Annotated in this window: 22 protein-coding genes and 1 pseudogene; 12 read left to right on the forward strand and 11 right to left on the reverse strand. The window is 60.4% G+C overall.

Features of this window, described 5'->3' with window-relative positions; genetic code table 11:
* From JCM12296_RS22715 to JCM12296_RS22745, 8 genes are all read right to left on the reverse strand, one after another.
* Positions 1-263, reverse strand: a 263-nt coding sequence (locus tag JCM12296_RS22715) for a hypothetical protein (protein WP_281492127.1), incomplete at its 3' end; no start/stop codon positions are given.
* Position 264: 1 nt separating this feature from the next.
* On the reverse strand, positions 265-1,017 hold the full coding sequence (locus JCM12296_RS22720; protein WP_054698354.1) for an ABC transporter ATP-binding protein: 753 nt from the start codon (positions 1,015-1,017) through the stop codon (positions 265-267).
* A gap of 3 nt (positions 1,018-1,020) precedes the next feature.
* A complete protein-coding gene (locus tag JCM12296_RS38775) occupies positions 1,021-1,275 on the reverse strand; it encodes a phosphopantetheine-binding protein (protein ID WP_054698380.1) in 255 nt (84 codons plus the stop codon).
* A gap of 2 nt (positions 1,276-1,277) precedes the next feature.
* Complete coding sequence (gene darH / locus JCM12296_RS22730) at positions 1,278-2,306, reverse strand: BtrH-related acyltransferase DarH (protein WP_054698356.1); 1,029 nt, start codon at positions 2,304-2,306, stop codon at positions 1,278-1,280.
* Between the two features lie 22 nt (positions 2,307-2,328).
* On the reverse strand, positions 2,329-2,532 hold the full coding sequence (locus tag JCM12296_RS51535) for a hypothetical protein (RefSeq protein WP_479690879.1): 204 nt from the start codon (positions 2,530-2,532) through the stop codon (positions 2,329-2,331).
* Positions 2,454-2,753 carry a hypothetical protein gene (locus JCM12296_RS22735; RefSeq protein ID WP_054698357.1) on the reverse strand — a complete coding sequence of 100 codons (300 nt, stop codon included), beginning with the start codon at positions 2,751-2,753 and terminating at the stop codon, positions 2,454-2,456. The genes JCM12296_RS51535 and JCM12296_RS22735 overlap by 79 nt, the downstream gene beginning before the upstream one ends.
* Before the next feature lie 35 nt (positions 2,754-2,788).
* Positions 2,789-3,934: a beta-ketoacyl-ACP synthase III gene (locus JCM12296_RS22740; protein ID WP_054698358.1), complete on the reverse strand. Its 1,146-nt coding sequence runs from the start codon at positions 3,932-3,934 to the stop codon at positions 2,789-2,791.
* Positions 3,931-5,256 carry a B12-binding domain-containing radical SAM protein gene (locus tag JCM12296_RS22745; RefSeq protein WP_054698361.1) on the reverse strand — a complete coding sequence of 442 codons (1,326 nt, stop codon included), beginning with the start codon at positions 5,254-5,256 and terminating at the stop codon, positions 3,931-3,933. Before JCM12296_RS22745 ends, JCM12296_RS22740 begins: the two co-directional genes overlap by 4 nt.
* Before the next feature lie 168 nt (positions 5,257-5,424).
* On the opposite strand from JCM12296_RS22745, the gene JCM12296_RS22750 reads away from it, so the two are divergent.
* The 12 genes and pseudogenes from JCM12296_RS22750 (at position 5,425) to JCM12296_RS22795 (ending at position 17,632) form a co-directional block, all read left to right on the forward strand.
* Positions 5,425-6,561: an MFS transporter gene (locus JCM12296_RS22750; RefSeq protein WP_054698363.1), complete on the forward strand. Its 1,137-nt coding sequence runs from the start codon at positions 5,425-5,427 to the stop codon at positions 6,559-6,561.
* A 72-nt stretch (positions 6,562-6,633) separates the two neighbouring features.
* Positions 6,634-8,844: a PAS domain S-box protein gene (locus JCM12296_RS22755; RefSeq protein ID WP_054698365.1), complete on the forward strand. Its 2,211-nt coding sequence runs from the start codon at positions 6,634-6,636 to the stop codon at positions 8,842-8,844.
* A 20-nt stretch (positions 8,845-8,864) separates the two neighbouring features.
* Complete coding sequence (locus JCM12296_RS22760; protein WP_246804753.1) at positions 8,865-10,250, forward strand: ATP-binding protein; 1,386 nt, start codon at positions 8,865-8,867, stop codon at positions 10,248-10,250.
* A 44-nt stretch (positions 10,251-10,294) separates the two neighbouring features.
* On the forward strand, positions 10,295-11,689 hold the full coding sequence (locus tag JCM12296_RS22765; RefSeq protein ID WP_054698369.1) for a response regulator: 1,395 nt from the start codon (positions 10,295-10,297) through the stop codon (positions 11,687-11,689).
* 40 nt (positions 11,690-11,729) lie between these two features.
* A complete protein-coding gene (locus JCM12296_RS22770) occupies positions 11,730-12,764 on the forward strand; it encodes an ATP-binding protein (protein WP_157067825.1) in 1,035 nt (344 codons plus the stop codon).
* Between the two features lie 275 nt (positions 12,765-13,039).
* Positions 13,040-13,624, forward strand: a complete 585-nt coding sequence (locus JCM12296_RS22775; protein WP_172684045.1) for a TetR/AcrR family transcriptional regulator — start codon at positions 13,040-13,042, stop codon at positions 13,622-13,624.
* Between the two features lie 119 nt (positions 13,625-13,743).
* A pseudogene (locus tag JCM12296_RS50725) lies at positions 13,744-14,003 on the forward strand (acyl-CoA dehydrogenase family protein); the annotation flags it as partial.
* A complete protein-coding gene (locus tag JCM12296_RS22780; RefSeq protein ID WP_422699090.1) occupies positions 13,990-14,862 on the forward strand; it encodes an acyl-CoA dehydrogenase family protein in 873 nt (290 codons plus the stop codon). The pseudogene JCM12296_RS50725 and the gene JCM12296_RS22780, both read left to right, overlap by 14 nt.
* A gap of 34 nt (positions 14,863-14,896) precedes the next feature.
* Entirely contained in the window at positions 14,897-15,679 is a 783-nt protein-coding gene (locus JCM12296_RS22785) for an enoyl-CoA hydratase-related protein (RefSeq protein WP_054698376.1), read from the forward strand.
* Positions 15,680-15,707: 28 nt separating this feature from the next.
* The gene (locus tag JCM12296_RS22790) at positions 15,708-16,883 is read left to right on the forward strand and encodes a beta/alpha barrel domain-containing protein (RefSeq protein WP_054698378.1); all 1,176 of its coding nucleotides are present in this window, start codon (positions 15,708-15,710) and stop codon (positions 16,881-16,883) included.
* Positions 16,884-16,988: 105 nt separating this feature from the next.
* On the forward strand, positions 16,989-17,156 hold the full coding sequence (locus JCM12296_RS45420; protein ID WP_246804754.1) for a hypothetical protein: 168 nt from the start codon (positions 16,989-16,991) through the stop codon (positions 17,154-17,156).
* Complete coding sequence (locus JCM12296_RS22795) at positions 17,153-17,632, forward strand: cupin domain-containing protein (protein ID WP_246804756.1); 480 nt, start codon at positions 17,153-17,155, stop codon at positions 17,630-17,632. The genes JCM12296_RS45420 and JCM12296_RS22795 overlap by 4 nt, the downstream gene beginning before the upstream one ends.
* 4 nt (positions 17,633-17,636) lie before the next feature.
* Here the strand turns inward: JCM12296_RS22795 and JCM12296_RS22800 are convergent, their stop codons facing one another.
* The 3 genes from JCM12296_RS22800 to JCM12296_RS22805 form a co-directional block, all read right to left on the reverse strand.
* Positions 17,637-18,194 carry an NADPH-dependent FMN reductase gene (locus JCM12296_RS22800; protein WP_054698382.1) on the reverse strand — a complete coding sequence of 186 codons (558 nt, stop codon included), beginning with the start codon at positions 18,192-18,194 and terminating at the stop codon, positions 17,637-17,639.
* A 106-nt stretch (positions 18,195-18,300) separates the two neighbouring features.
* Positions 18,301-18,537, reverse strand: coding sequence for an SDR family oxidoreductase (locus JCM12296_RS50730; RefSeq protein ID WP_218188236.1), 237 nt, complete (start codon positions 18,535-18,537; stop codon positions 18,301-18,303).
* Positions 18,470-19,075, reverse strand: coding sequence for an SDR family NAD(P)-dependent oxidoreductase (locus JCM12296_RS22805; protein WP_218188237.1), 606 nt, complete (start codon positions 19,073-19,075; stop codon positions 18,470-18,472). Before JCM12296_RS22805 ends, JCM12296_RS50730 begins: the two co-directional genes overlap by 68 nt.
* Positions 19,076-19,143 lie beyond the last annotated feature (68 nt).

The following is a 19,143-nucleotide window of genomic DNA, read 5'->3' on the forward strand; positions in this document are numbered from 1 at the left end:
CGTGCGGCCGTCCACCTGCCGGACGACCCGTACACCCTGGCCGCCGCCAGGGCATCGGTCATCCGGCGGCCCAGGGCGCCGTCATCCTGGTTGATCAGCAGAATCTCGGTATCCCCGGCGCCCATGGTTTTGAGAACATTTTCCTGAACCAGGGTGATCACCACCACAAGCACGGCGGGCATGACGAAGAGCACCAACAGCCCGGCCCGGTCCCGCAACAGGACGAGCAGTTCCTTCTGCACGACGGCCATCAACGACAGCATCTTACCCATCCCTCAGGGCTTTGCCGGTCAGTTGCAGGAAAAGCGCTCCCAAGTCGGCGGCGCCGGTGCTGCCGGCCAGCAGCCGATCCACCGTGTCCTGGGCCAGGATGCGGCCCTGGTCCAGGATGGCCACGCGTGAGCAGAGCCGTTGGGCCTCCTCCATGTAATGGGTGGTGTAGAGCACGGTGGTGCCCCGGTCGCGAAGGGTCTTGATGCGTTCCAGGATCAGCTCCCGCGACTGGGGGTCGATGCCCACGGTGGGTTCGTCCAGAAACAGGAGCCGGGGCTCGTGCAGCATGCCGACGGCCAAATTGGCGCGGCGTTTCATCCCGCCGGAAAACGTGCGCACCGGCTGATCCGCGCGATGGTCCAGGCCCACCGCCGCAAGCGTTTCCGCAATGCGCCCGTGCAGCCGGTCACCGTGTAAGCCCTGCAGTTTGCCGAAAAAACGCAGGTTCTCGCGGGTTGTCAGCATGGGGTAGAGTGCGATGTCCTGGGGCACCAACCCGATCATGCGGCGGATGGCGCGTTTCTTTTGATGAAGATCCAAGCCCTTGACCGTCACACTGCCGGCCGCGGGTGGCAGAATCGTGCTCAGGATGGAGATGGCGGTGGTCTTGCCGGCCCCATTGGGCCCCAAGAGGCCGAAAATCTCACCCTCATGGAGCGTCAAGTCGAACCCGTCCAGCGCCGGCCGGGAGGCACCCGGATAGCGATGGGTCAACTGGCGGGCCACCAGGGTCATCGGCGCCATGGGTCAGTTCGGCAAACGGGCCGTGATATAGGCCGCCAGGGTATTGATGGACTGAAGGGCCGCGCGGGCCTCGTTCTTGTCCTTGATGGAGATGCCGAAGTGCTGCTCCACCTGGTAAACCATTTCCAGCGCGTCGATGGAATCCAATCCCAGGCGGTCGCCGAAAATCGGCTCATCGTCGTCGATGGCTTCCGGGGAAATGTCCCGGATGTTCAGCTCGGTCACCAGAATCTGTTTGAGTTGGTTTTGCAGGTTCATGGTCATCCTTTGATCCGTTGCAGGAGTTCCCGGTAAACCGCCGCTTCACCGTCGGCGCAGACTTGCAACAGGTCCGCCATGGCGTCGTAATTGTCGTCCGCCGATGCCCGGCCCTTGCAGATGCGTCCGCCGATCACGGCGAACTTGCGCCAATGGTCACCCACCGCGGTCATGGTGTGGGAGAGGTCCATCAGGCGCGGCAGGGCCAGCAGTTCCGCCGCCTCTTGCAAAAAGGCGGCGAACATGAAGCGGAAGCCGGCCCCGCCGGTACCCAGCTCCTCTTGCATGCGGATCAGTTGGCCGACGTACAGGATCGCCCGCTCTTCTCCGAGCTTGCGGGGCCATTGCCGCACCTGGCGGGCGAGATAGCGGATGCCGCGGATGCCGATCAGCGGTACCGGCGTGCTCAACATGCGCCGGCACACCTCGCGGATGCCCTGGCGGGCGGGAATGGCCAGATCGACCGTACCCGGTGCGCTTTCCACGTAATACATGGCCCCCTTGGGCGCCAGGGCGCCCTTGGCAAAGCGGGCCTTCCCGAGATCCTTGCGGCTGCAATGCTCCAGGTCGGGAAAGACCGGGTCGCTGATGGTGTACTGGTCGGCCGACTTGCCGCAGACCACCAGGTTGTGCATGTTGAAGTGGAAACGAAAGGCCGGCGGGAAATAGGGCAGCCAGTAGCCGCCGGTGCGGCAGGCCACGGGAACCCCCTGGGCCAACATTTCATCCAGGGCGTCCATGGCCTTGTGGGGATCCCTGAATTTTTGCCACCGCACCCGGCAGCCCAGCCGACGCGTGACCCGTTTGACAATGCCGCCCACCTCGCAGCGATAGGTGGTCAGGGGCAGCCCGTTGACGCGAATAAATGGCAGGTAGGCGAAAAAGAGGCCCGAACCGATGCCGAAAGCCATGGCTTCACTGATGTCGAGGCCGTAATGGCGCAGCAGGTTGGCGCACACCCCGCTTTCGCAGTGCGCCGCTTGGCGGTGGTCGAAATCGATGTGAAGCGTTGCGGATACATTGTCGGTCAACGGGGCCGGCCTTTCCTGGGGATTAACGGTTGCGGGATCCAGGCCCGTGGGCCTCGGGGACCGATTTCAGGGCCTCAACGGAAATGTCGAACACGTCGGCATAGCGGCCGAGTGTCGTCGTCGGCAGTCGCCGGAACGCGCCGGGTTTCAGGTGCAGCCAGACTTTGATCCGGGAGAGGCCGGCATATTTGGCCAAAAGTCCCGTGTCCATTTGATGCACGGCCATGTGGTAGGCCAGCGGGCTGGCCTTGCCGGCATGAACGCTTGCCAGGCAGCGGTAATCGATTGATCGATCTGCTCCCAGGCCTGGCGGTTGGCGATGTTCTTGGGTTCCCAGCCGGCACTGCCGGTCAGCACATAGCGCCCCTGATCGTCGATGGCGTAGCACACCTCGCGGCGGTCATCGGTGATCATGCCCCGATCCTGGGGCACCTCTTCGATTTTCATGGCGTGCCTCCCCTCTTCGTTTCTCAAACAGCCGCTCAGACCACGGTCAAATGCATAAAACAGTGCGAAAACCGCCCGCTCTCCGGGATGAAGCAGAGCAGCCGCTGGCCGGGCGATAGCCTTCCGGAAGTAAACAAGGCCTCCAGAATAATATAAATAGAAGCGCAGCCGGTATTGCCCGTATCTGCCAGGTTGGTGAACCAGCGGTCCTCGGGAATTTCGAATCCGATGGCCGCCATGCCGTCGTAGAACTTACTCCGGAAATAGGCTGACGAGTAGTGCGGCAGGAACCAGTCCACCGCATCGGTTATAAGCCCGTGCTTCCGGATGCAGGCCGCCAGGGTGCGCTGCATGGTGGCAACGATGTTTTCGTCCAGCTGCCGGATGTCCTGCTTGACCGCCATCAGGCACTTTTTGTCGGCTGCAGCGATCTTCTCGACCTCGCGCCAGCCGGTCACCCGGCCGTCCTCTGCCTTGATGCCGCCGCCATACATGCAGGTGGCCAGCTCGCCGGCGTAGGAGAGGTGGTCGATCCAATCCACCCGCAGGGAGATCCCCGAGGGATTCGGCGCGTCGGTCAGAAGCGCCGCGCCGGCACCGTCGGAAAGCATCCAGCGCAAAAAATCCGTGTCAAAGGCCAGATTGGGCCGCCGGGCCACATCGGTGTCCGGAATCGCCGTGGGGTTGAAAAACGCGGCGCGCATGAACGAGGAGGAGAGCTCCGAGCCCACACTGACCGCGTTGGCGCTCATCCCCGTGGCCACGTTCATGAAGGCGAATTTCATGGCCGTCATGCCGGAGATGCAGATTCCGGCCGTGGAGACCGCCTCCACCGGCGGCAGGCCCAGCTCCCCGACGACCATGAGCGCATGACCGGGAAAAAGCAGATCCGGGCTGGTGGTGCCGCAGCACAGGCATTGGATGTCGGCCAAGTCGAACCCGTCGTTTGCCTGGACCAGGCCGCGTACGGCGGTGGCGGCCAGCTGGGCATTGGTGTGGGTGAGATGCCCGGTTTCGCGATCGATGGCATAATAGCGCTTGAGAATCCCGTTATTTTTAAGGACGATCCGCTTGGCCCGCGAGGGAAGCCCATCCACCTGCCCCAGAACCGCCTCGATCGTGTCGTTGGTCACCGGCTCGCCGGGCAGGAAGGCCGACAGCCGATTGATGTATACACTCATGCCGCACATTCCTTTCCACCATGGGCGGCTGCCGAATGCACATGCGCCAGACACGCTTCCAGAAGCGCCGCATAGCATTGGTAGAACCGTTCTTCCGCCATCCGGGTGGCGGTCACCGCATTGGTAAAGGTGTAGTAGTCCAGGTTATGGATGCGGATCTTTTCCGCCATGCGCCGATGGAGCGGCGTGCCGGGAAGGGGCGTCAGGATGGCCGGAATGGGCAGGTCGATACCGCTCTGGTCGATAAAATCACCCAAGCGGTCGAACTCGGCTTGCGTGTAATCCGGAGAGACGATGAAATCGCCCACGATGCGAATGCCCAGATCCTTGAGAATCCGCGTGGCGGCAATATTGGTGGCCACGGTGTTGCGTTTGTCCAGCATTGTCAGCCGCCTGTCGCTGATCTCCTCGAAACCGATCACCGCCACGCGTAGGCCGGCCTGTTGCCACAGGGCGAACAGGTCTGGATGGCGCACCACCGTATCCGAGCGGACATCGGCCACCAAGGGGGTCTTTATCCCGGCAGCCATGAACTGGCGGGCCAGATCGGTGGCCAGGGTCACATTGCCGAAGGTGTTGGCGTCCACCAGGCGGATGGTGTTGACATCCCCGATGGCCTGCACATCCCTGACCACCGCCGCGTTGCTGTGCAACAGGTAGCGGCCGCCGGCCATGTTGGGGATGCAGCAGAAGGCGCAGCCATGGGTGCAGCCGAAGGCCGAGGCCACGAAACCGGTTTTGCCGCCCACGCCGCTCATCACATAGGTGTCGCGGTGCTGGCGCACCAGATCGTAGCGCGGTGGACAGTCGTCCACCAGATCGGCGGCGGAATAACACCGAGGTGTAAATGCACCGGGCTTGCCGTCGTGAACGTTGAGGATGCCGGCCACATCCGGCGGCCGTCCGGTTTCGATGGCGTCGATCAACTGCCGGAAGCTGAGCTTGCCCAGCCCGACCACCACGTGATCGACGAAGGGCCGGCTGAAGAAAAACGGGTCGCAGGAGGCATGATGACCGCCGATCACCACGACGGCGCCGAAACGGGCCTTGAGGGCTTCGGCGAGGGCCAGCACCGTGTTGGCCTCACAAGTCACGCCGGTCAGACCGACCACATCGGGTGCAAAGGGCAACTTTTCCGATGACAGCGCCTCGGGATCGGCCTTGAGATCGGCAATGAAAACCGCATGGCCGGCAAGATGGCCCGCCACGGTCTCGAGGCTGAGCGGCTCGCCGCGAAAAATCATCTTGATGCCCGCGATCCCGTACCGCTCCTCGGGGATGCTGCGCCCGCAATTGGGCGGATTGACCAGTAAAATATTCATTTAGATCAGGATCCTTACGTTACCAGTAGAGCCGCTCACAATATCGAACCTTGATAAAAAAATCAACTCCAAATATAAAATTGGCAAACCGGCTTGTCCTGCCCCACCATCGATGATAGAGCGAGCCCTCATCGTTCAGAACGTTTTATCCACGAGGAAGTCGTTTCGATGAACACCGTCAAGAAAAACCCCATGTTCCTCTACCTGGTGGTTCTCACGATTGGCTCGACGGTGGGGTTGCAGTCCTGGACGACCCTGTTCAACAATTTTGCCGTTGAAGTCGCGCACCTGGATGGTGACGCTATCGGCCTGATCCAGTCCATCCGTGAAATTCCCGGCTTCCTGGCCCTGTTAGCCATTTTGGTGACACGGGTCATCCCCGAGCACCGTCTTTCGGCCATCTCGATCTTCCTGCTCGGTCTGGGAATCGCCATCACCGGCTGGCTGCCGTCCCTGGCCGGGTTGACCCTGACCACGCTGTTGATGAGTTTCGGGTTCCATTATTATGAAACCACCAACATGTCCCTGACCCTTCAGTATTTCGATCGCCAGACCGCGCCATGGGTATTCGGCAAGCTGCGCAGCATTTCGGCGGCATCGAGCATTTTCGCGGGCGTGTTCATCTTCTTCATGGCATCCGTTCTGGATTTCACCGGAATCTACCTGATCATCGGCAGCCTGATCATGGTGGTGGCCCTGTGGGGCTTCACCCGTTCACCGGCCAGCACCGACACGGTCCCCCAGCACCGGCGCATGATCGTCCGGCGCCGCTACTGGCTGTTCTACTTTCTGACGTTCATGGCCGGTGCCCGCCGCCAGATTTTCGTTGCCTTCTCGGTGTTGCTGCTGGTGCAAAAATTCGGCTATTCGGTTCAAACGGTAACGGTGCTTTTCGTGGTCAACAACATGATCAACTACTTCCTCAGCCCCATGATCGGTCGGGCCATCGTCCGTTTCGGCGAACGACGGGTACTCACCCTGGAGTACGCCAGCCTGGTGTTCGTTTTTCTGGCGTACGCGTTCACCGATTCACGTTGGGTCGTGGGCGGGTTGTACATCCTGGACCACATCTTTTTCAATTTTTCCGTGGCGATTAACACTTTTTTCCAGAAGATGGGCGATCCCCAGGATGTGGCGCCGACCATGGCCGTGGGATTCACCATCAACCACATTGCCGCCGTTTTCCTGCCGGCCATCGGCGGCTACTTTTGGATCCTGGATTACCGCATTCCATTTATCGCCGGTGCCATCATGGCCCTGGTTTCCCTCTCGGCCGTTCAGTTGATCCGGCTCCCCGCCAAATGAATCGCCTTCATCGAACCCACCGGAAGATCTAAACTTTTTGACCTTCATCAATATTAAGGATATATCCATAAAATGGATGTCTCCCATGGATTTCCGTTGTTCGGGCTTCTGGCGTTTACGTTGATGCTGGCCGCTTGGCTTTGGAAGAGCCTTGTCAACCAGCGCCGGCTTGAAAGGCGCCTGACAGACCTTCGCCACCGGGAACAGCGGTTGCACCAAATGGTCGCGTCATTGCCCGATCCCACCTTTGCCGTCGACGACCAAAGCCGGGTCATCCTCTGGAATGCCGCCCTGGAGCGGCTCACGGGGATACCGGCCACGGCCGTGCTGGGCAAGGGTACCTACGAATATGCGCTTCCGTTTCACGGTGAGCGGCGTCCAGTCATGATCGACCTGGTCAATCACTGGGACGATGCCATTGCCGGCCGATACAGCAACCTGTTGCGCCTGGACGATCGACTGGTCGCCGAAATCGTCACCCACACCCCGCCCTTGGACGGACGATACCTCAGAATCGTGGCCGGGCCCCTTCGCGATGAAGCCGGAAGGATTGTCGGTGCCATCGAAAGTATCCAGGATATCACCTCCCGCCGCATGAGCCTGAAAGTGCTCGAGGGTCGCGAGGAACTGCTGCGCGTATTGGTGGGTCATATGCCCCTGGCCGTGGCCATGTGCGACCGTCAGATGAAGTACCTTTATTACAACCGCCGCTGGATAAGCGATCTCGGCCTTCCCGACGCCAATTACATCGGGCGTTCCCATTACGACGCCATGGACACCGTTCCCTACCATTGGCGGGCCCAGCATGCCCGCTGTCTGAACGGAGAGACGATCGAGAGCCAGGCGGAACCCTTTACCCGGGCGGATGGGCGTGTCGAGTGGTTGAAACGGATCATGCACCCCTGGCGCACCGCTGAAGGCGGGGTCGGCGGGATCGTTTTTCTCAAGGAAGTCATCACCGCCGAAAAACGGGCCGAACAGGCCGCCCAGGAAATGGACCGCCGGCTGCAAGCCATCGGCAACAACCTGCCTGGGGGCGTCCTTTTCCAGCAGCACATTCGTCCCGATGGATCGCGGCAATTCACCTATATTTCGCAAAACATCGAAAAACGCCACGGTGTCACCGCTGCGGCGGTCATGGCCGATGCCAGTCTATTCTTCCAGCATGTGGTTCCAAAGGATCTTGAGCGGTTGGCCCGGGCCGAGGCCCGGGCCAGCCAAACGCTCGCGGTACTGGACGAAACCGTTCAGTACTATCGCAAATCCGGCAAGACGGGTTGGGAACGGATCGTTGCCCAGCCGATCGTATCGGCCGACGGAGGCATCCTCTTCGACGGCATGTTGCTGGATATCACCACCATCAAGGTGGCCGAAACGAACTTGCGGCTCATGGAACATGTGCTGCAAAACAGCCCGGCGGTGCTATTCCGCTGGCTGCCGGCCGAAAACTGGCCGGTGGATTATGTTTCCGAAAACGTCAACCAGTTCGGCCATTCCGCCCAGGCCCTGATCTCCGGCGAAATCACCTACACCGCGCTGGTGCATCCGGACGACCGCTCCCGTGTGGAGCGCGAGGTGCGCCAATACGCAACCGTCGGCACCCATCATTTTCAGCAGGAATACCGCATCTTGACCCCGTCCGGCGAGACCCGCTGGGTGGACGATCGCACGGTGATCGAGCGGGATCAGGATGGCGGCATCACCCATTTTATGGGGGTTGTCATCGATATCACCGACCGCAAGCAGGCTCAGCAGGAGATCGTTCGCCGGCGGCTGTTTCTGGAATCGGTGCTTCACCATGCCCCCGATGCCATCATCACCCTGGATGCCCGGAACCGGGTGGTGGACTGGAATCCCGGCGCCCAGACCCTTTTCGGTTATACCCCGGCGGAGGCCATCGGCCAGTCGCTCGCCGATCTTGTAACCCACGGAGACGACGAACTCCAGTCCGCCATAACGCAGAACTTTCAAATGGCTATCTCCGGTACACGGGTGGAGCCCACTGAAACGGTACGCTATCACAAGGATGGACGCGCCGTGGATGTCATTGCCGCCGGTTCGCCCATTGCTATCGACGGCGTCCTGGCCGGCGTGGTGGCGATGTACACCGACATCACGGCCCTTAAGAAGGCGGAGAGCGAACTGCGGCGCAACGAACGCATGTTGCGCCTGGTGCTGGATACCATTCCGGTGCGGGTTTTCTGGAAAGACCGGGAATGCCGCTACATGGGCTGCAATCGGGCTTTTGCCGAGGATGCCGGTTTTCCGAACCCAGCCAGCTGATCGGACGCGACGATGATGCCATGGCCTGGACGGCGCAGGCGGCCGCCTATCGCAGCGACGATCGGGCGGTCATGGCAGCCGGCACGGCCCGGCTCGACTACGAAGAGCCCCAGACAACGCCCGAAGGCAACACCATCTGGCTGCAGACCAGCAAAGTGCCCATGCGGGACCGTCACGACAATGTCATCGGCCTTTTGGGGACCTACCAGGACATCACCGACCGCAAGACGGCGGTGGAGGAGTTGCAGCGTTTGCGCAACTACCTTTCCAACATCATCAACTCCATGCCGTCGGTCCTCGTGGGGGTCGATCGAGAGGGCCGGGTGACCCAATGGAATGCCCAGGCCGAGCGGATCACGGGGCTGTCCTTTAAAACGGCTCGCGCCCAACCGTTGGAATCGGCCTTTCCCCAGCTGGCCGGGGAACTGGAGCGCATCCGGCGGGCCATCCGGGATCGACAGATCCTCCGCGATCCAAAGATTCCCCGTAAGCAAAAGGGCGAGATCCGCTATGAGGACGTGACCATTTTTCCCTTGGTGGCCAATGGGGTGGAAGGTGCCGTCATCCGCGTGGATGACGTCACCGAACGCGTGCGCATGGAGGAGATGATGATCCAAAGTGAGAAAATGCTTTCCGTCGGCGGCCTGGCGGCGGGCATGGCCCATGAAATCAACAATCCCCTGGCCGGTATCCTGCAAAATTCGGCCGTTCTGGAAAATCGCCTGCTGGGTGACCTGCCGGCCAACCTGAAGGCGGCCGAGGCGGCCGGCGTGACCATGTCCGCCATCCGAACGTACATGCAGCTGCGGGGGTTGCCCGATATGCTGGCCAACATCCGCGGCTCGGGCAACCGGGCCGCCGAGATCGTCAAGAACATGCTGAGCTTCGCGCGCAAGACCGAGCATGTGATTTCCAGTCATCATCTGGGTGACCTTTTGGATCAGACCCTTGACCTGGCCCGTACCGATTATGACATGAAAAGACACTATGACTTCAAACAGGTCCGCATCCAAAAGGAGTACGATCCGGCGGCCGGTCCCGTTGCATGCGAAGCCAGCAAGCTGCAGCAGGTTTTTCTGAACATTTTAAAAAATGGTGCCGAAGCCATGGCGGAAGTTGCCGATGAACGACACCCGCCAGCCTTTACCCTACGGGTGATCGATGACGACCCGTGGGTACGGGTGGAAATCGAGAACAGCGGCCCGGGCATGGACGAAACGATCCGCCGCAGGATTTTCGAACCCTTCTTCACCACCAAACCGGTGGGCGAAGGCACGGGACTGGGGCTTTCGGTCTCCTACTTCATCATTACCGAGAATCACGGCGGCACGATGGACGTGCGCACATCCCCGGGTAAAGGATCCTGTTTCGTCATCCAATTACCCAAAACAGGAAAACCATCCTAGCCTTCAACCGTTGGCAGCACTTTTAACAAGGAGCGTGCTAACCCATGACACCTTCGCGAATCCTGATCATCGATGATGAAAAAGCCGTCCGCAACAGTTTTGGTGCCCATTTGGAAGATTGCGGTTACCAGATTATTACCGCCGAGAACGGGCGGTTGGGACTCGATCTGTTCGAAAGGGAATCGCCGGACCTGGTCCTGGTGGACCTTCGCATGCCCGAAGTGGACGGGCTGCAGGTACTGAAAACCATCAGCCAGCAATCACCCCTAACACCCCTGCTCGTGGCCTCGGGCACCGGGATCATCAACGATGCCGTCGAAGCCCTGCACTGCGGGGCCTGGGATTACCTCTTAAAGCCCATTGCCGATCTATCCATTCTCACCCATGCGGTGTCGGCAGCTTTGGAGAAAGCCCAGCTCAGAAAGGAAAACCTGGCTTACCGGGAGCATCTGGAACAGCTGGTCGAAGAGCGTACCGCGGCCCTCGAGAAGGCGAACACCCACCTTTCCCAAATCAACATCCGCTTGCGGCAAATCGTGGAGACCACCCGCTCGCTCTCTTTTTGCCATGAGGTGCAAGCCTTCGGGTCACTGTTGCTGGAAGAATTCGGTCAGCACATGCTGGCCACCGGCGGCAGCATTTACCTGAAGGAGAAGACCGGCCTGCGGTTGGTGCACGCCCTCGACCAGGGTCACGCCACCGCATTCATCCCGTTTCCGCTACCTGAGAAGTCCCTGTTTCAAAGGGCCCTTTCGGAAAGCCAACCCGTCCTGGTAAACAACATCGGTGAGAATAAGGCCGTGGTCCCCAGTGGGTGGACGGGTTATACGGATGGATCCGCCCTCCTGTTTCCCTTGCCGGATGAGGCGGGCGACACTGCCGGCATCATGGCCCTGCATAGCAAGACGCCGCCGCCTTTCGTCGATCAGGACCGCGAGATCGGCACGATCCTGGCCTCTTACAGTTGTGAGGCCCTGCGGGCCGTGCGCGCCAGCGAGGCGCTGCGCGAAAGCGCGGCACGCTTTCGCAAGATCCTGGACACGATTCCCACCGGAATTCTGATTGTCGATGCAGCCACCCACGAGATCGTCTACACCAACCCCTCCGCCGCCGGTTTGATCGGCGTCGACCCACGATCCATTACCGGCAAGATCTGCAACGAGGTTTTCGCCACCATGCGGGCCGGCACCTGCCCCATGGCCCTGGGAAAGGAGAGCGTTCAGGCCGAGCGAACGCTGTTGACGGTGGATGGACGCGAAGTACCGGTGCTGAAAACCGTATCGCGGACCACCCTGGAAGGCCGCGAGTGCTTCATGGAGAGCTTCATCGACCTGACGGAGCAGACTCGCGCCGAGGTGGATAAGGAGACGTTGGAAACCCAACTGCGCCAGGCCCAGAAGATGGAGGCCCTGGGCACTGGCCGGGGGCATCGCCCATGACTTCAACAACATCCTCAGTGCGGTGCTGGGATATTCGGAATTGGGGTTGCAGGACCTGGATCCCCAGCACACCCTCTACCCCAAATTGCAGGCCATCAATCATGCCGGTTCACGCGCCCGGGCGCTCGTTGAACAGATTCTTTCCTTCAGCCGCATGCAGGAACAGCTTCAGGCGCCGCTCAGGGTATCACCGATCTTGAAAGAGGTGCTGAAACTGCTGCAATCCTCCCTGCCTGCCAATATCCGGATCTCCTCCGCCATCAAGGCCGATCGGCCGGTGTTGGGAGATCCGACCCAGATCCACCAAATCATCATGAATCTTTGCACCAACGCCTACCATGCCATGCAAATGCAGGGCGGCGAGTTGCGGGTCTCCCTGGAAGAAGTGACCCTCGATGCCACCGAGACACCGCCGGCCGTGAATATGCCATCCGGACCGGTCCTGCGCCTGACCGTCGCCGATACCGGTACCGGCATCAACCCCGCCATCATCGACCGGATTTTCGATCCCTATTTTACCACCAAGGACAAGAGCAAGGGCACCGGTCTGGGCCTGGCCGTGGTCCATGGCATCGTCAAGCGGCATGGGGGATCGATTGCCGTGGAGAGCAAGGTCAACGCGGGCTCCTGTTTCACCGTGCTGCTGCCCATCTGTGCCGACACATCCGCCGAGGGCGGCAAACCGCCCGCATCCCTGCCCCGGGGAACCGAGCACGTCCTTTTGGTGGATGACGAAAAAGAGATTGTGGATATCGGCGATGAGATGCTTCGCCGCCTGGGCTACCGGGTGACCGCCGTCATCGGGAGCCTGCCCGCCCTGGACATGTTCAAAGCGGATCCCTTCCGCTTCGATCTGGTGATTACCGACTATAACATGCCCGGGATGACCGGGGATCAGATGGCCCGACAGATGCTGGCCATTCGCAAGGGATTGCCCATTATCGTCTGCACCGGCTTTTCCGAGTTGTTCGATTCCCAGCGTGCCCAGGCCCTCGGCATCCGCCGGACGCTGATGAAACCGGTGACCATGGAGGCCATGGCCAACACCGTCCGCGAGGTGCTGGCGTCCCCGTGAAGGTGTCGGCACCGCCCATGCTGCACCCGTGATCATGTCTGCCCGCCCAATCGCACGGCCCACCCAGAAAGGCGATTTCCTCTTATCTGTCCGCCGCGATTCCGCTCGGCCGTCAAACGGCGGGCTGAAAAATGGGGCTTTCGCACGCCTGCCGGGCAAAGTTTTATTGTTGACAGAATATTATTCTCTGTATTAAATTCAGTTAAACTAACGACCGTTCGGTAGGCTAATAACAAAGCGTTCCTTTATCCGAAGCACGGTGGCCCATGTCCGACATGAAAACGATTATCAAATCCGTCGCCATCGACCTGTTTTTCCGCAAAGGCTACTTTGCCACCAGCATCAGTGACATCGCCAGCGGCAGCGGCATCCAGAAAGCCAGCATCTACTATCATTACGCCAGCAAGGAAGACCTGCTGTTCCACATCCTGGAATCCACCATGGACGATCTGACCGACTATCTCCGCCGCTGCCTGGCTGCCGTGGACGGCATCGAATCCCGCATGCGCGCGGCCGTACGCGGGCATGTGCGCTTTCACCTGGAACGTCAGAAGGAAAACTTCATCGCCAACAGCGAGTTGCGCGGCCTTTCGGCCGAGCACTACCGGACCATCGTGAAAAAACGGGACGCATACGAGCGAATCTTCCAGGATCTCATCCGCGACGGCAGCCGGGCCGGTGTGTTCACCGATGGTGATGCCAAGATCCTCTCCTATGCGATCCTGACTCTCTGCACCGCCGGTGCGTCCTGGTACAAAACGGGCGGCCGGTTGACCGTGGAAGCAATTGCCGACATCTATGAAAATTTCATCATCAACGGCCTGAAACAGGGCTGCATCGGGCCGCTCGAGGGCGGCTGACAAAGCGATCTTCAACGCCTGGTTTGCCGGGCCCTACCCACCGGAAAGCACAAGCGCCCTGGCCCGGTTCAACGAAAAAGGAGGTCGGCGTGGATTTTGATCTGACCCGCGAACAGGAGATGATTCGCAAGGAGGTGCGCAGGTTCGCCCAGAGCGAGATCGCCCCCGTGGCCGTCGATTTGGACGAACGGGAGGAATTTTCCGTAGCGCTGACCCGCAAGATGGGCGAGATCGGTCTCTTCGGCATGTTCGTGTCCGAAGCCTACGAAGGCCAGGGCTTGGACTACATTGCTACATTATCGCCGTGGAGGAGGTGGCCCGGGTGGACGGCTCCCAGGCGGCCACCATCGCCGCCGGCAATTCGCTTGGCATCGGGCCGCTTTACTACTTCGGCAGCGAGGCCCAAAAGCGCAAATACCTGCCCCGGCTGTGTACCGGGCCAGGCCATCTGGGGGTTCGGGCTGACCGAGCCCACCGCGGGCTCCGATGCCGGCGGGTCGAAAACCACGGCCATGCGCGACGGAAGCCACTGGGTGATCAACGGGTCGAAGATTTTCATCACCAATGCGGCCAGCGAGATGACCCTGGGGGTCACGGTGCAGGCCGTGACCGGCAGCCGGCCCAACGGCAAGCCGGAGTACACCTGCTTCATTGTCGAAAACGGTACCCGCGGCTTCAAGGCCGTGCCCATGAAAAAGAAGATGATGTGGCGGGCGTCCAACACGGCCGAGCTGTACTTTGACGATGTGCGCGTACCGGCGGAAAACATCCTGGGCCGCCCGGGGGACGGTTTCCATCAGATGCTAAAGACCCTCGATGGCGGCCGGCTCTCCATCGCCGCCATGGGCCTGGGCGGGGCCCAGGGCGCCTATGACGCCGCCCTTTCCTACGCGCGCAAACGCGAGCAGTTCGGCCAGCCCATTTCCAAGTTCCAGGCCGTGGCCTTCAAGCTGGCCGACAGTGCCATGGAGATCGAGTGCGGCCGGAACCTGCTCTACAAGGCCTGCTGGCTGCGCGATCAGAAGCGTTCCTTCGAGAAGGAAGCCGCCATGGCCAAGCTTTACTGCTCCGAACTCATGGGGCGGGTGGCCAACCATGCCGTGCAGATCCACGGCGGTTACGGCCTGATGAAGGAATACAACGTGGAGCGCTTTTACCGGGATCAGAAACTGCTCGACATCGGTGAAGGCACCTCCGAGGTGCAACGCATCGTCATCTCCCGGTACATCGGCTGTTGAGCCCGATGGCCGGACCGTCTTCAGGGAGTCGCTTATGAACGATTCGATTTTGCTCAGCGAGCAAAACAATGGCATCCTGCTCATCACCTTGAATCGGCCCGAGGTGATGAATTCCTTCAACTGGGCGTTGCTGCACGCCATGGAGGCCAAGATTGCCGCCATTCGCTTCGACCCCAGCGTGCGCGTGGTCATCATCACCGGCGCGGGCGAGAAAGCCTTTTGCACCGGTGCCGACCTGAAGGAACGGGTTTCCTATACGCCCCTGCAGGTCAAGGAATATGTCTTCACCATCCGCAATCTTTTCACTGCCGTCGAGCAGCTCAACAAGCCGGTGATCACGGCGATCAACGGCATCGCCCTGGGGGGCGGCACCGAACTGGCCTTGGCCTCGGATATCCGTATCGCCTCCCAGCGGGCCAGCATGGGCCTGACCGAAACCCGGCTGGCGGTGATTCCCGGCGCCGGCGGCACCCAGCGCCTGCCGCGCCTGGTGGGCAAGGGCAAGGCCAAGGAGATGATCTATACCGCCAGGCGCATCGACGCGGCCGAGGCGCTTTCCATCGGCCTGGTCAATCAGGTGTGCGCCCCGGAAGATCTTTTGGACACCTGCCGGAAGCTGGCCACTGACATCTGCGTCAACGCGCCCCTGGCCATCGAGCAGGCCAAATACGCCATCAACCACGGAATGGAGACGGACCTTGCCACCGGACTGGCCATCGAGTCCAACGCCTACTGGGTCTGCATTCCCACCGAAGACCGCCTGGAGGGCCTGGCCGCCTTTCGCGAAAGGCGCACACCGGTCTTCAAGGGCCGCTGATGGAAAAAAGATCCGTTCAGGAGGCACCATGACCGAATACGATTATTGGAAAATTTTTCCGCGCATGCCCCGGAACGTCATCCTGGGCGATATCACCGTGCGTGACGGATTTCAGCACCTGGAGAAATTCATCTCCACGCGGGCCAAGATCTTCTACGCTGAAGAGATGATTTTTGCCGGCTGCCGCAACATCGAGGTGACCAACCTGGGCAACCCGTATCTCATGCCCCAGTTCAGCGATGCGGAGACGGTCCTGGCCCACCTGCGTAGCGACCGTTTTCGCCGGCGCTGCCAGAAAAGGGGGATCGATCCGGATGCGATCACCATCACCGCCGTGACCATTCGCGAATCGGCCGTGGACCGGGCCATCGCCCTGGCCCAGAAAGGGGTCGGGCCGGACCGCTGCCTGATGATGGTTTCCACCGAAGAGGAGCATCATTTCGCCAATTCCGGGCTGAGCCTGCCCGCCTACTGGAAGGAGTGTGAACGATCCATTCGCAAATGCCGTGACGCCGGCCTGAAGATGTGCGGAACCGTGAGCACCATCTGGGGCAGCCCCATTGCCGGGGCCACGGAACTGGCCGACGCCGTGGAGTTCGCCAAGCGCTGGCTGGAGATCGGCGCCACCGATATCGAGCATGCCGACCACGACGGCAGTGCCTCGGCGCCGGAGGTGTACCGCTATTTTTCCATGATTCTCGACGCGATCCCGGATCCGTCGGTCCATATCGCCCATTTCCACGAAACCAAGCGCGTGGCCTCGGCCTCGGTGCTGGCGGCCCTGCAGGCGGGAATCAGCCATTTCGAGGGCACCCTGGGCGGCATGGGTGGTCAGCCGGCCAATTTTCTGGACGACTGTCCCGTGCCGGGAACCGGGGCGTACTACTATGAGGACCCTCGCTACGTGGGGCTGACCTGCCTCGAAGACATGCTCGTGCAGATCGACGAGATGGGTATCGCGCACGGCTATGACGTGGATCGGGTGCTGTGGCTGGGGCGTCAACTGGAACGGTCCGTGGGCCAGCGCCTGAGGAGCGAGGCGGTGATTAACGGCAGGACCCTCAAAGAAGGGCACCCCAGGTTTGCCCGGCCGGGGTTGAAAGTGCTCAAGGCCCAGTTGGGTGAAGCGCCCGACCAGAAAATCCCCGTCGACTGGGCCGCCCGGGCGGTGCTGCCGGAACATCTGCGGCCCCGCGTCTCTTGACTGGTTCCCAAAAGCCGGGCATGATGAGCGCTCTGCGGGCCATCAGGAACCGCCACGTCAACCGGAGCCACACCGGGGCCGATCCCCGGATGAGGAGCACGCGCCATGCAAATTGATCACAAGAAACCCCACATCAACGTGGATTACTTCGAGGACCTGACCGGTACGATCAAAACCGATACCTGCCGCGAGGACGGCCAGGCGGACATCGGGCAGCGCATCAAGCCATCCGCGAGGCCAAGGGGATTTCCCTGGAAGCGCTGTCCCACATGACCGGGTTCGACGTGGCGCTTTTGGCCGGCATCGAAAACTGTGAGGTCCAGCCCCAGTTGGGAACGGCGATCAAACTTTCCAAGGCCCTGGACAGCGCTTTCGGCCGGTTGCTGTCCGGGGTGGGGGACAAGCTGTACGCCATCACCCGCAAGGCCGAACAGAAGATCATCGCGCGCTCCACCTCCGGGAAAGGTCAGCGTCAGGCCTACACCTACAAGCGCCTGGCGTCGGAGGTGAAGGGCCGCCACATGGAATCCCTGATCGTCCAACTGGAAACGGCGCCGGACAGCGAGCGTTCCATTCACGACGGCGAGGAGTTCATTTACGTGCTGGAAGGCCAGGTCTCCCTGGATATCGGGGACGATCACTTTGATCTCGCCCCCGGAGACAGCGCCTATTACCTGTCCACCACCCCCCACTTGTTGGCCGCCACCGGCGGCACGGCCACCGTCCTGGCGGTTCTGTATAGCGAGTAGTCGGTTACTTTCCGTTGGCGGTGTTGATTTCAACCCATGCCGCGAATGCATCGATATAGCTGGTGACGAAATTTTTGATGGAAGCGTTGGCAAGATTTCCGCTCTCATCGAAGAGACTCGCGGCATTGCCGATATACGCCTCGGGCTGCTGCATGGTCGGCACATTCAGAAACACGAGCGATTGGCGCAAATGATGATTGGCGCCGAACCCACCGATGGCGCCAAGGGAAAGGGTCATGATCGCGCCGGGTTTGCCATTCCAGACACTTTTGCCATAGGGACGCGACCCCACATCGATGGCGTTTTTGAGTACGGCGGGAACGGACCGGTTGTACTCGGGCGAGACAAACAACACCCCGTCAAACATCCTTATGCGATCCCGAAATTCGATCCAGCTCTTCGGCGGATCGTCCTCGAGATCCTCATTGTAGAAGGGAAGATTCCCGATTTCGACGATTTCAAGACTCAGCGATGCAGGGGCGAGCGCGATAAGTGCGTTCGCCATTTTGCGATTGAAGGCGTCCTTGCGCAGGCTGCCAATGATAACGGCGATTTTTTTCATTTTGATGTCCTTTCCATGGTTTTTGAATAAGGTTTTTCCGGCGTGTAAGGTGCGGCGCCTACCGTTATTTGTCAAACCATCGAAAAGGTGAGCACTCACGAAAGGTTCAATTCGTTGTCAATCCGCCATCAACCGGAAAAATTCCGCCAGTAATCCATTTCGCCTGTTCGGATGCCAGAAAAACGCACATATTGCCGACATCCTGGGGGTCGCCGATGGACTGTAGGGGATAGATGGTCCTGATCATGGAATTGAAGCGTTCCTTTGCGTCATCATCACCGAGCAGATCGATATTGGTTTTCACCTGGGGCGTGGAAACGGTGCCGGGTGCGACCGCATTCACGCGAACCCCCTGGGCAGCTCGAAGGCAAGTGCCTTGGTAAAGGATTCCAGGGCGCCTTGGTAAGGGAATAGGCCGTCGAGGGCCTGTCGGTCAGCATCCTTCGGGCAAAATAGGAGGAGATGTTGATCACATTGCCCTGTGAAGCGATCAAGTCGTTTAGAAACATCCGGGTCAGCAGATACGGTGCCCGGACATTCAAGTCCAGATGAAAATCCAGCACGGAGGCATCGGAATCCGCAAAGGGGATAAACCGGCCGATCCCCGCGTTATTGACCAAAATGTCAATCCGGATATGCTTTTCCGCGATTTTTCCGGCGATTTCCCGGGCGGCGTCCCTGGCGGCCATGTCCTGGGAGATGACGACGAGATTGTCCGTTCCGTATCGGGACAACTCCTTTTCGCGTTGTGTCAACTTCTTGGCATCTCTTCCAACAAGAATCAGGTTTGCTCCCTGTTGGGCAAAGGCCTCGGCAATGCCCAATCCAATCCCATCGCTCCCGCCTGTGATCAGGGCGGTCTTACCAGCCAATACTTTCATTTCACACCTCCTGGCGTTATCGATTCAGTTGATCTTGCGCAGAAGGGTAGTCGAAATGGGAAAAGATG

Origin of the sequence: Desulfosarcina cetonica JCM 12296 (assembly GCF_001311845.1) — a bacterium.
In the GTDB taxonomy this organism is placed as follows: domain Bacteria; phylum Desulfobacterota; class Desulfobacteria; order Desulfobacterales; family Desulfosarcinaceae; genus Desulfosarcina; species Desulfosarcina cetonica.

Coding starts and splice junctions, on each gene's coding strand:
- JCM12296_RS22760 (WP_246804753.1), top strand. CDS start 8,865: ATGGCCTGGACGGCGCAGGCGGCCGCCTATCGCAGCGACGATCGGGCG.
- JCM12296_RS38775 (WP_054698380.1), bottom strand. CDS start 1,275: ATGAACCTGCAAAACCAACTCAAACAGATTCTGGTGACCGAGCTGAAC.
- JCM12296_RS45420 (WP_246804754.1), top strand. CDS start 16,989: ATGCAAATTGATCACAAGAAACCCCACATCAACGTGGATTACTTCGAG.
- JCM12296_RS22800 (WP_054698382.1), bottom strand. CDS start 18,194: ATGAAAAAAATCGCCGTTATCATTGGCAGCCTGCGCAAGGACGCCTTC.
- JCM12296_RS22755 (WP_054698365.1), top strand. CDS start 6,634: ATGGATGTCTCCCATGGATTTCCGTTGTTCGGGCTTCTGGCGTTTACG.
- JCM12296_RS22745 (WP_054698361.1), bottom strand. CDS start 5,256: ATGAATATTTTACTGGTCAATCCGCCCAATTGCGGGCGCAGCATCCCC.
- JCM12296_RS22775 (WP_172684045.1), top strand. CDS start 13,040: ATGAAAACGATTATCAAATCCGTCGCCATCGACCTGTTTTTCCGCAAA.
- JCM12296_RS51535 (WP_479690879.1), bottom strand. CDS start 2,532: ATGGCCGTGCATCAAATGGACACGGGACTTTTGGCCAAATATGCCGGC.
- JCM12296_RS22765 (WP_054698369.1), top strand. CDS start 10,295: ATGACACCTTCGCGAATCCTGATCATCGATGATGAAAAAGCCGTCCGC.
- JCM12296_RS22785 (WP_054698376.1), top strand. CDS start 14,897: ATGAACGATTCGATTTTGCTCAGCGAGCAAAACAATGGCATCCTGCTC.
- JCM12296_RS22750 (WP_054698363.1), top strand. CDS start 5,425: ATGAACACCGTCAAGAAAAACCCCATGTTCCTCTACCTGGTGGTTCTC.
- JCM12296_RS22720 (WP_054698354.1), bottom strand. CDS start 1,017: ATGGCGCCGATGACCCTGGTGGCCCGCCAGTTGACCCATCGCTATCCG.
- JCM12296_RS22740 (WP_054698358.1), bottom strand. CDS start 3,934: ATGAGTGTATACATCAATCGGCTGTCGGCCTTCCTGCCCGGCGAGCCG.
- JCM12296_RS22735 (WP_054698357.1), bottom strand. CDS start 2,753: ATGAAAATCGAAGAGGTGCCCCAGGATCGGGGCATGATCACCGATGAC.
- JCM12296_RS22795 (WP_246804756.1), top strand. CDS start 17,153: ATGACCGGGTTCGACGTGGCGCTTTTGGCCGGCATCGAAAACTGTGAG.
- JCM12296_RS22790 (WP_054698378.1), top strand. CDS start 15,708: ATGACCGAATACGATTATTGGAAAATTTTTCCGCGCATGCCCCGGAAC.
- JCM12296_RS22805 (WP_218188237.1), bottom strand. CDS start 19,075: ATGAAAGTATTGGCTGGTAAGACCGCCCTGATCACAGGCGGGAGCGAT.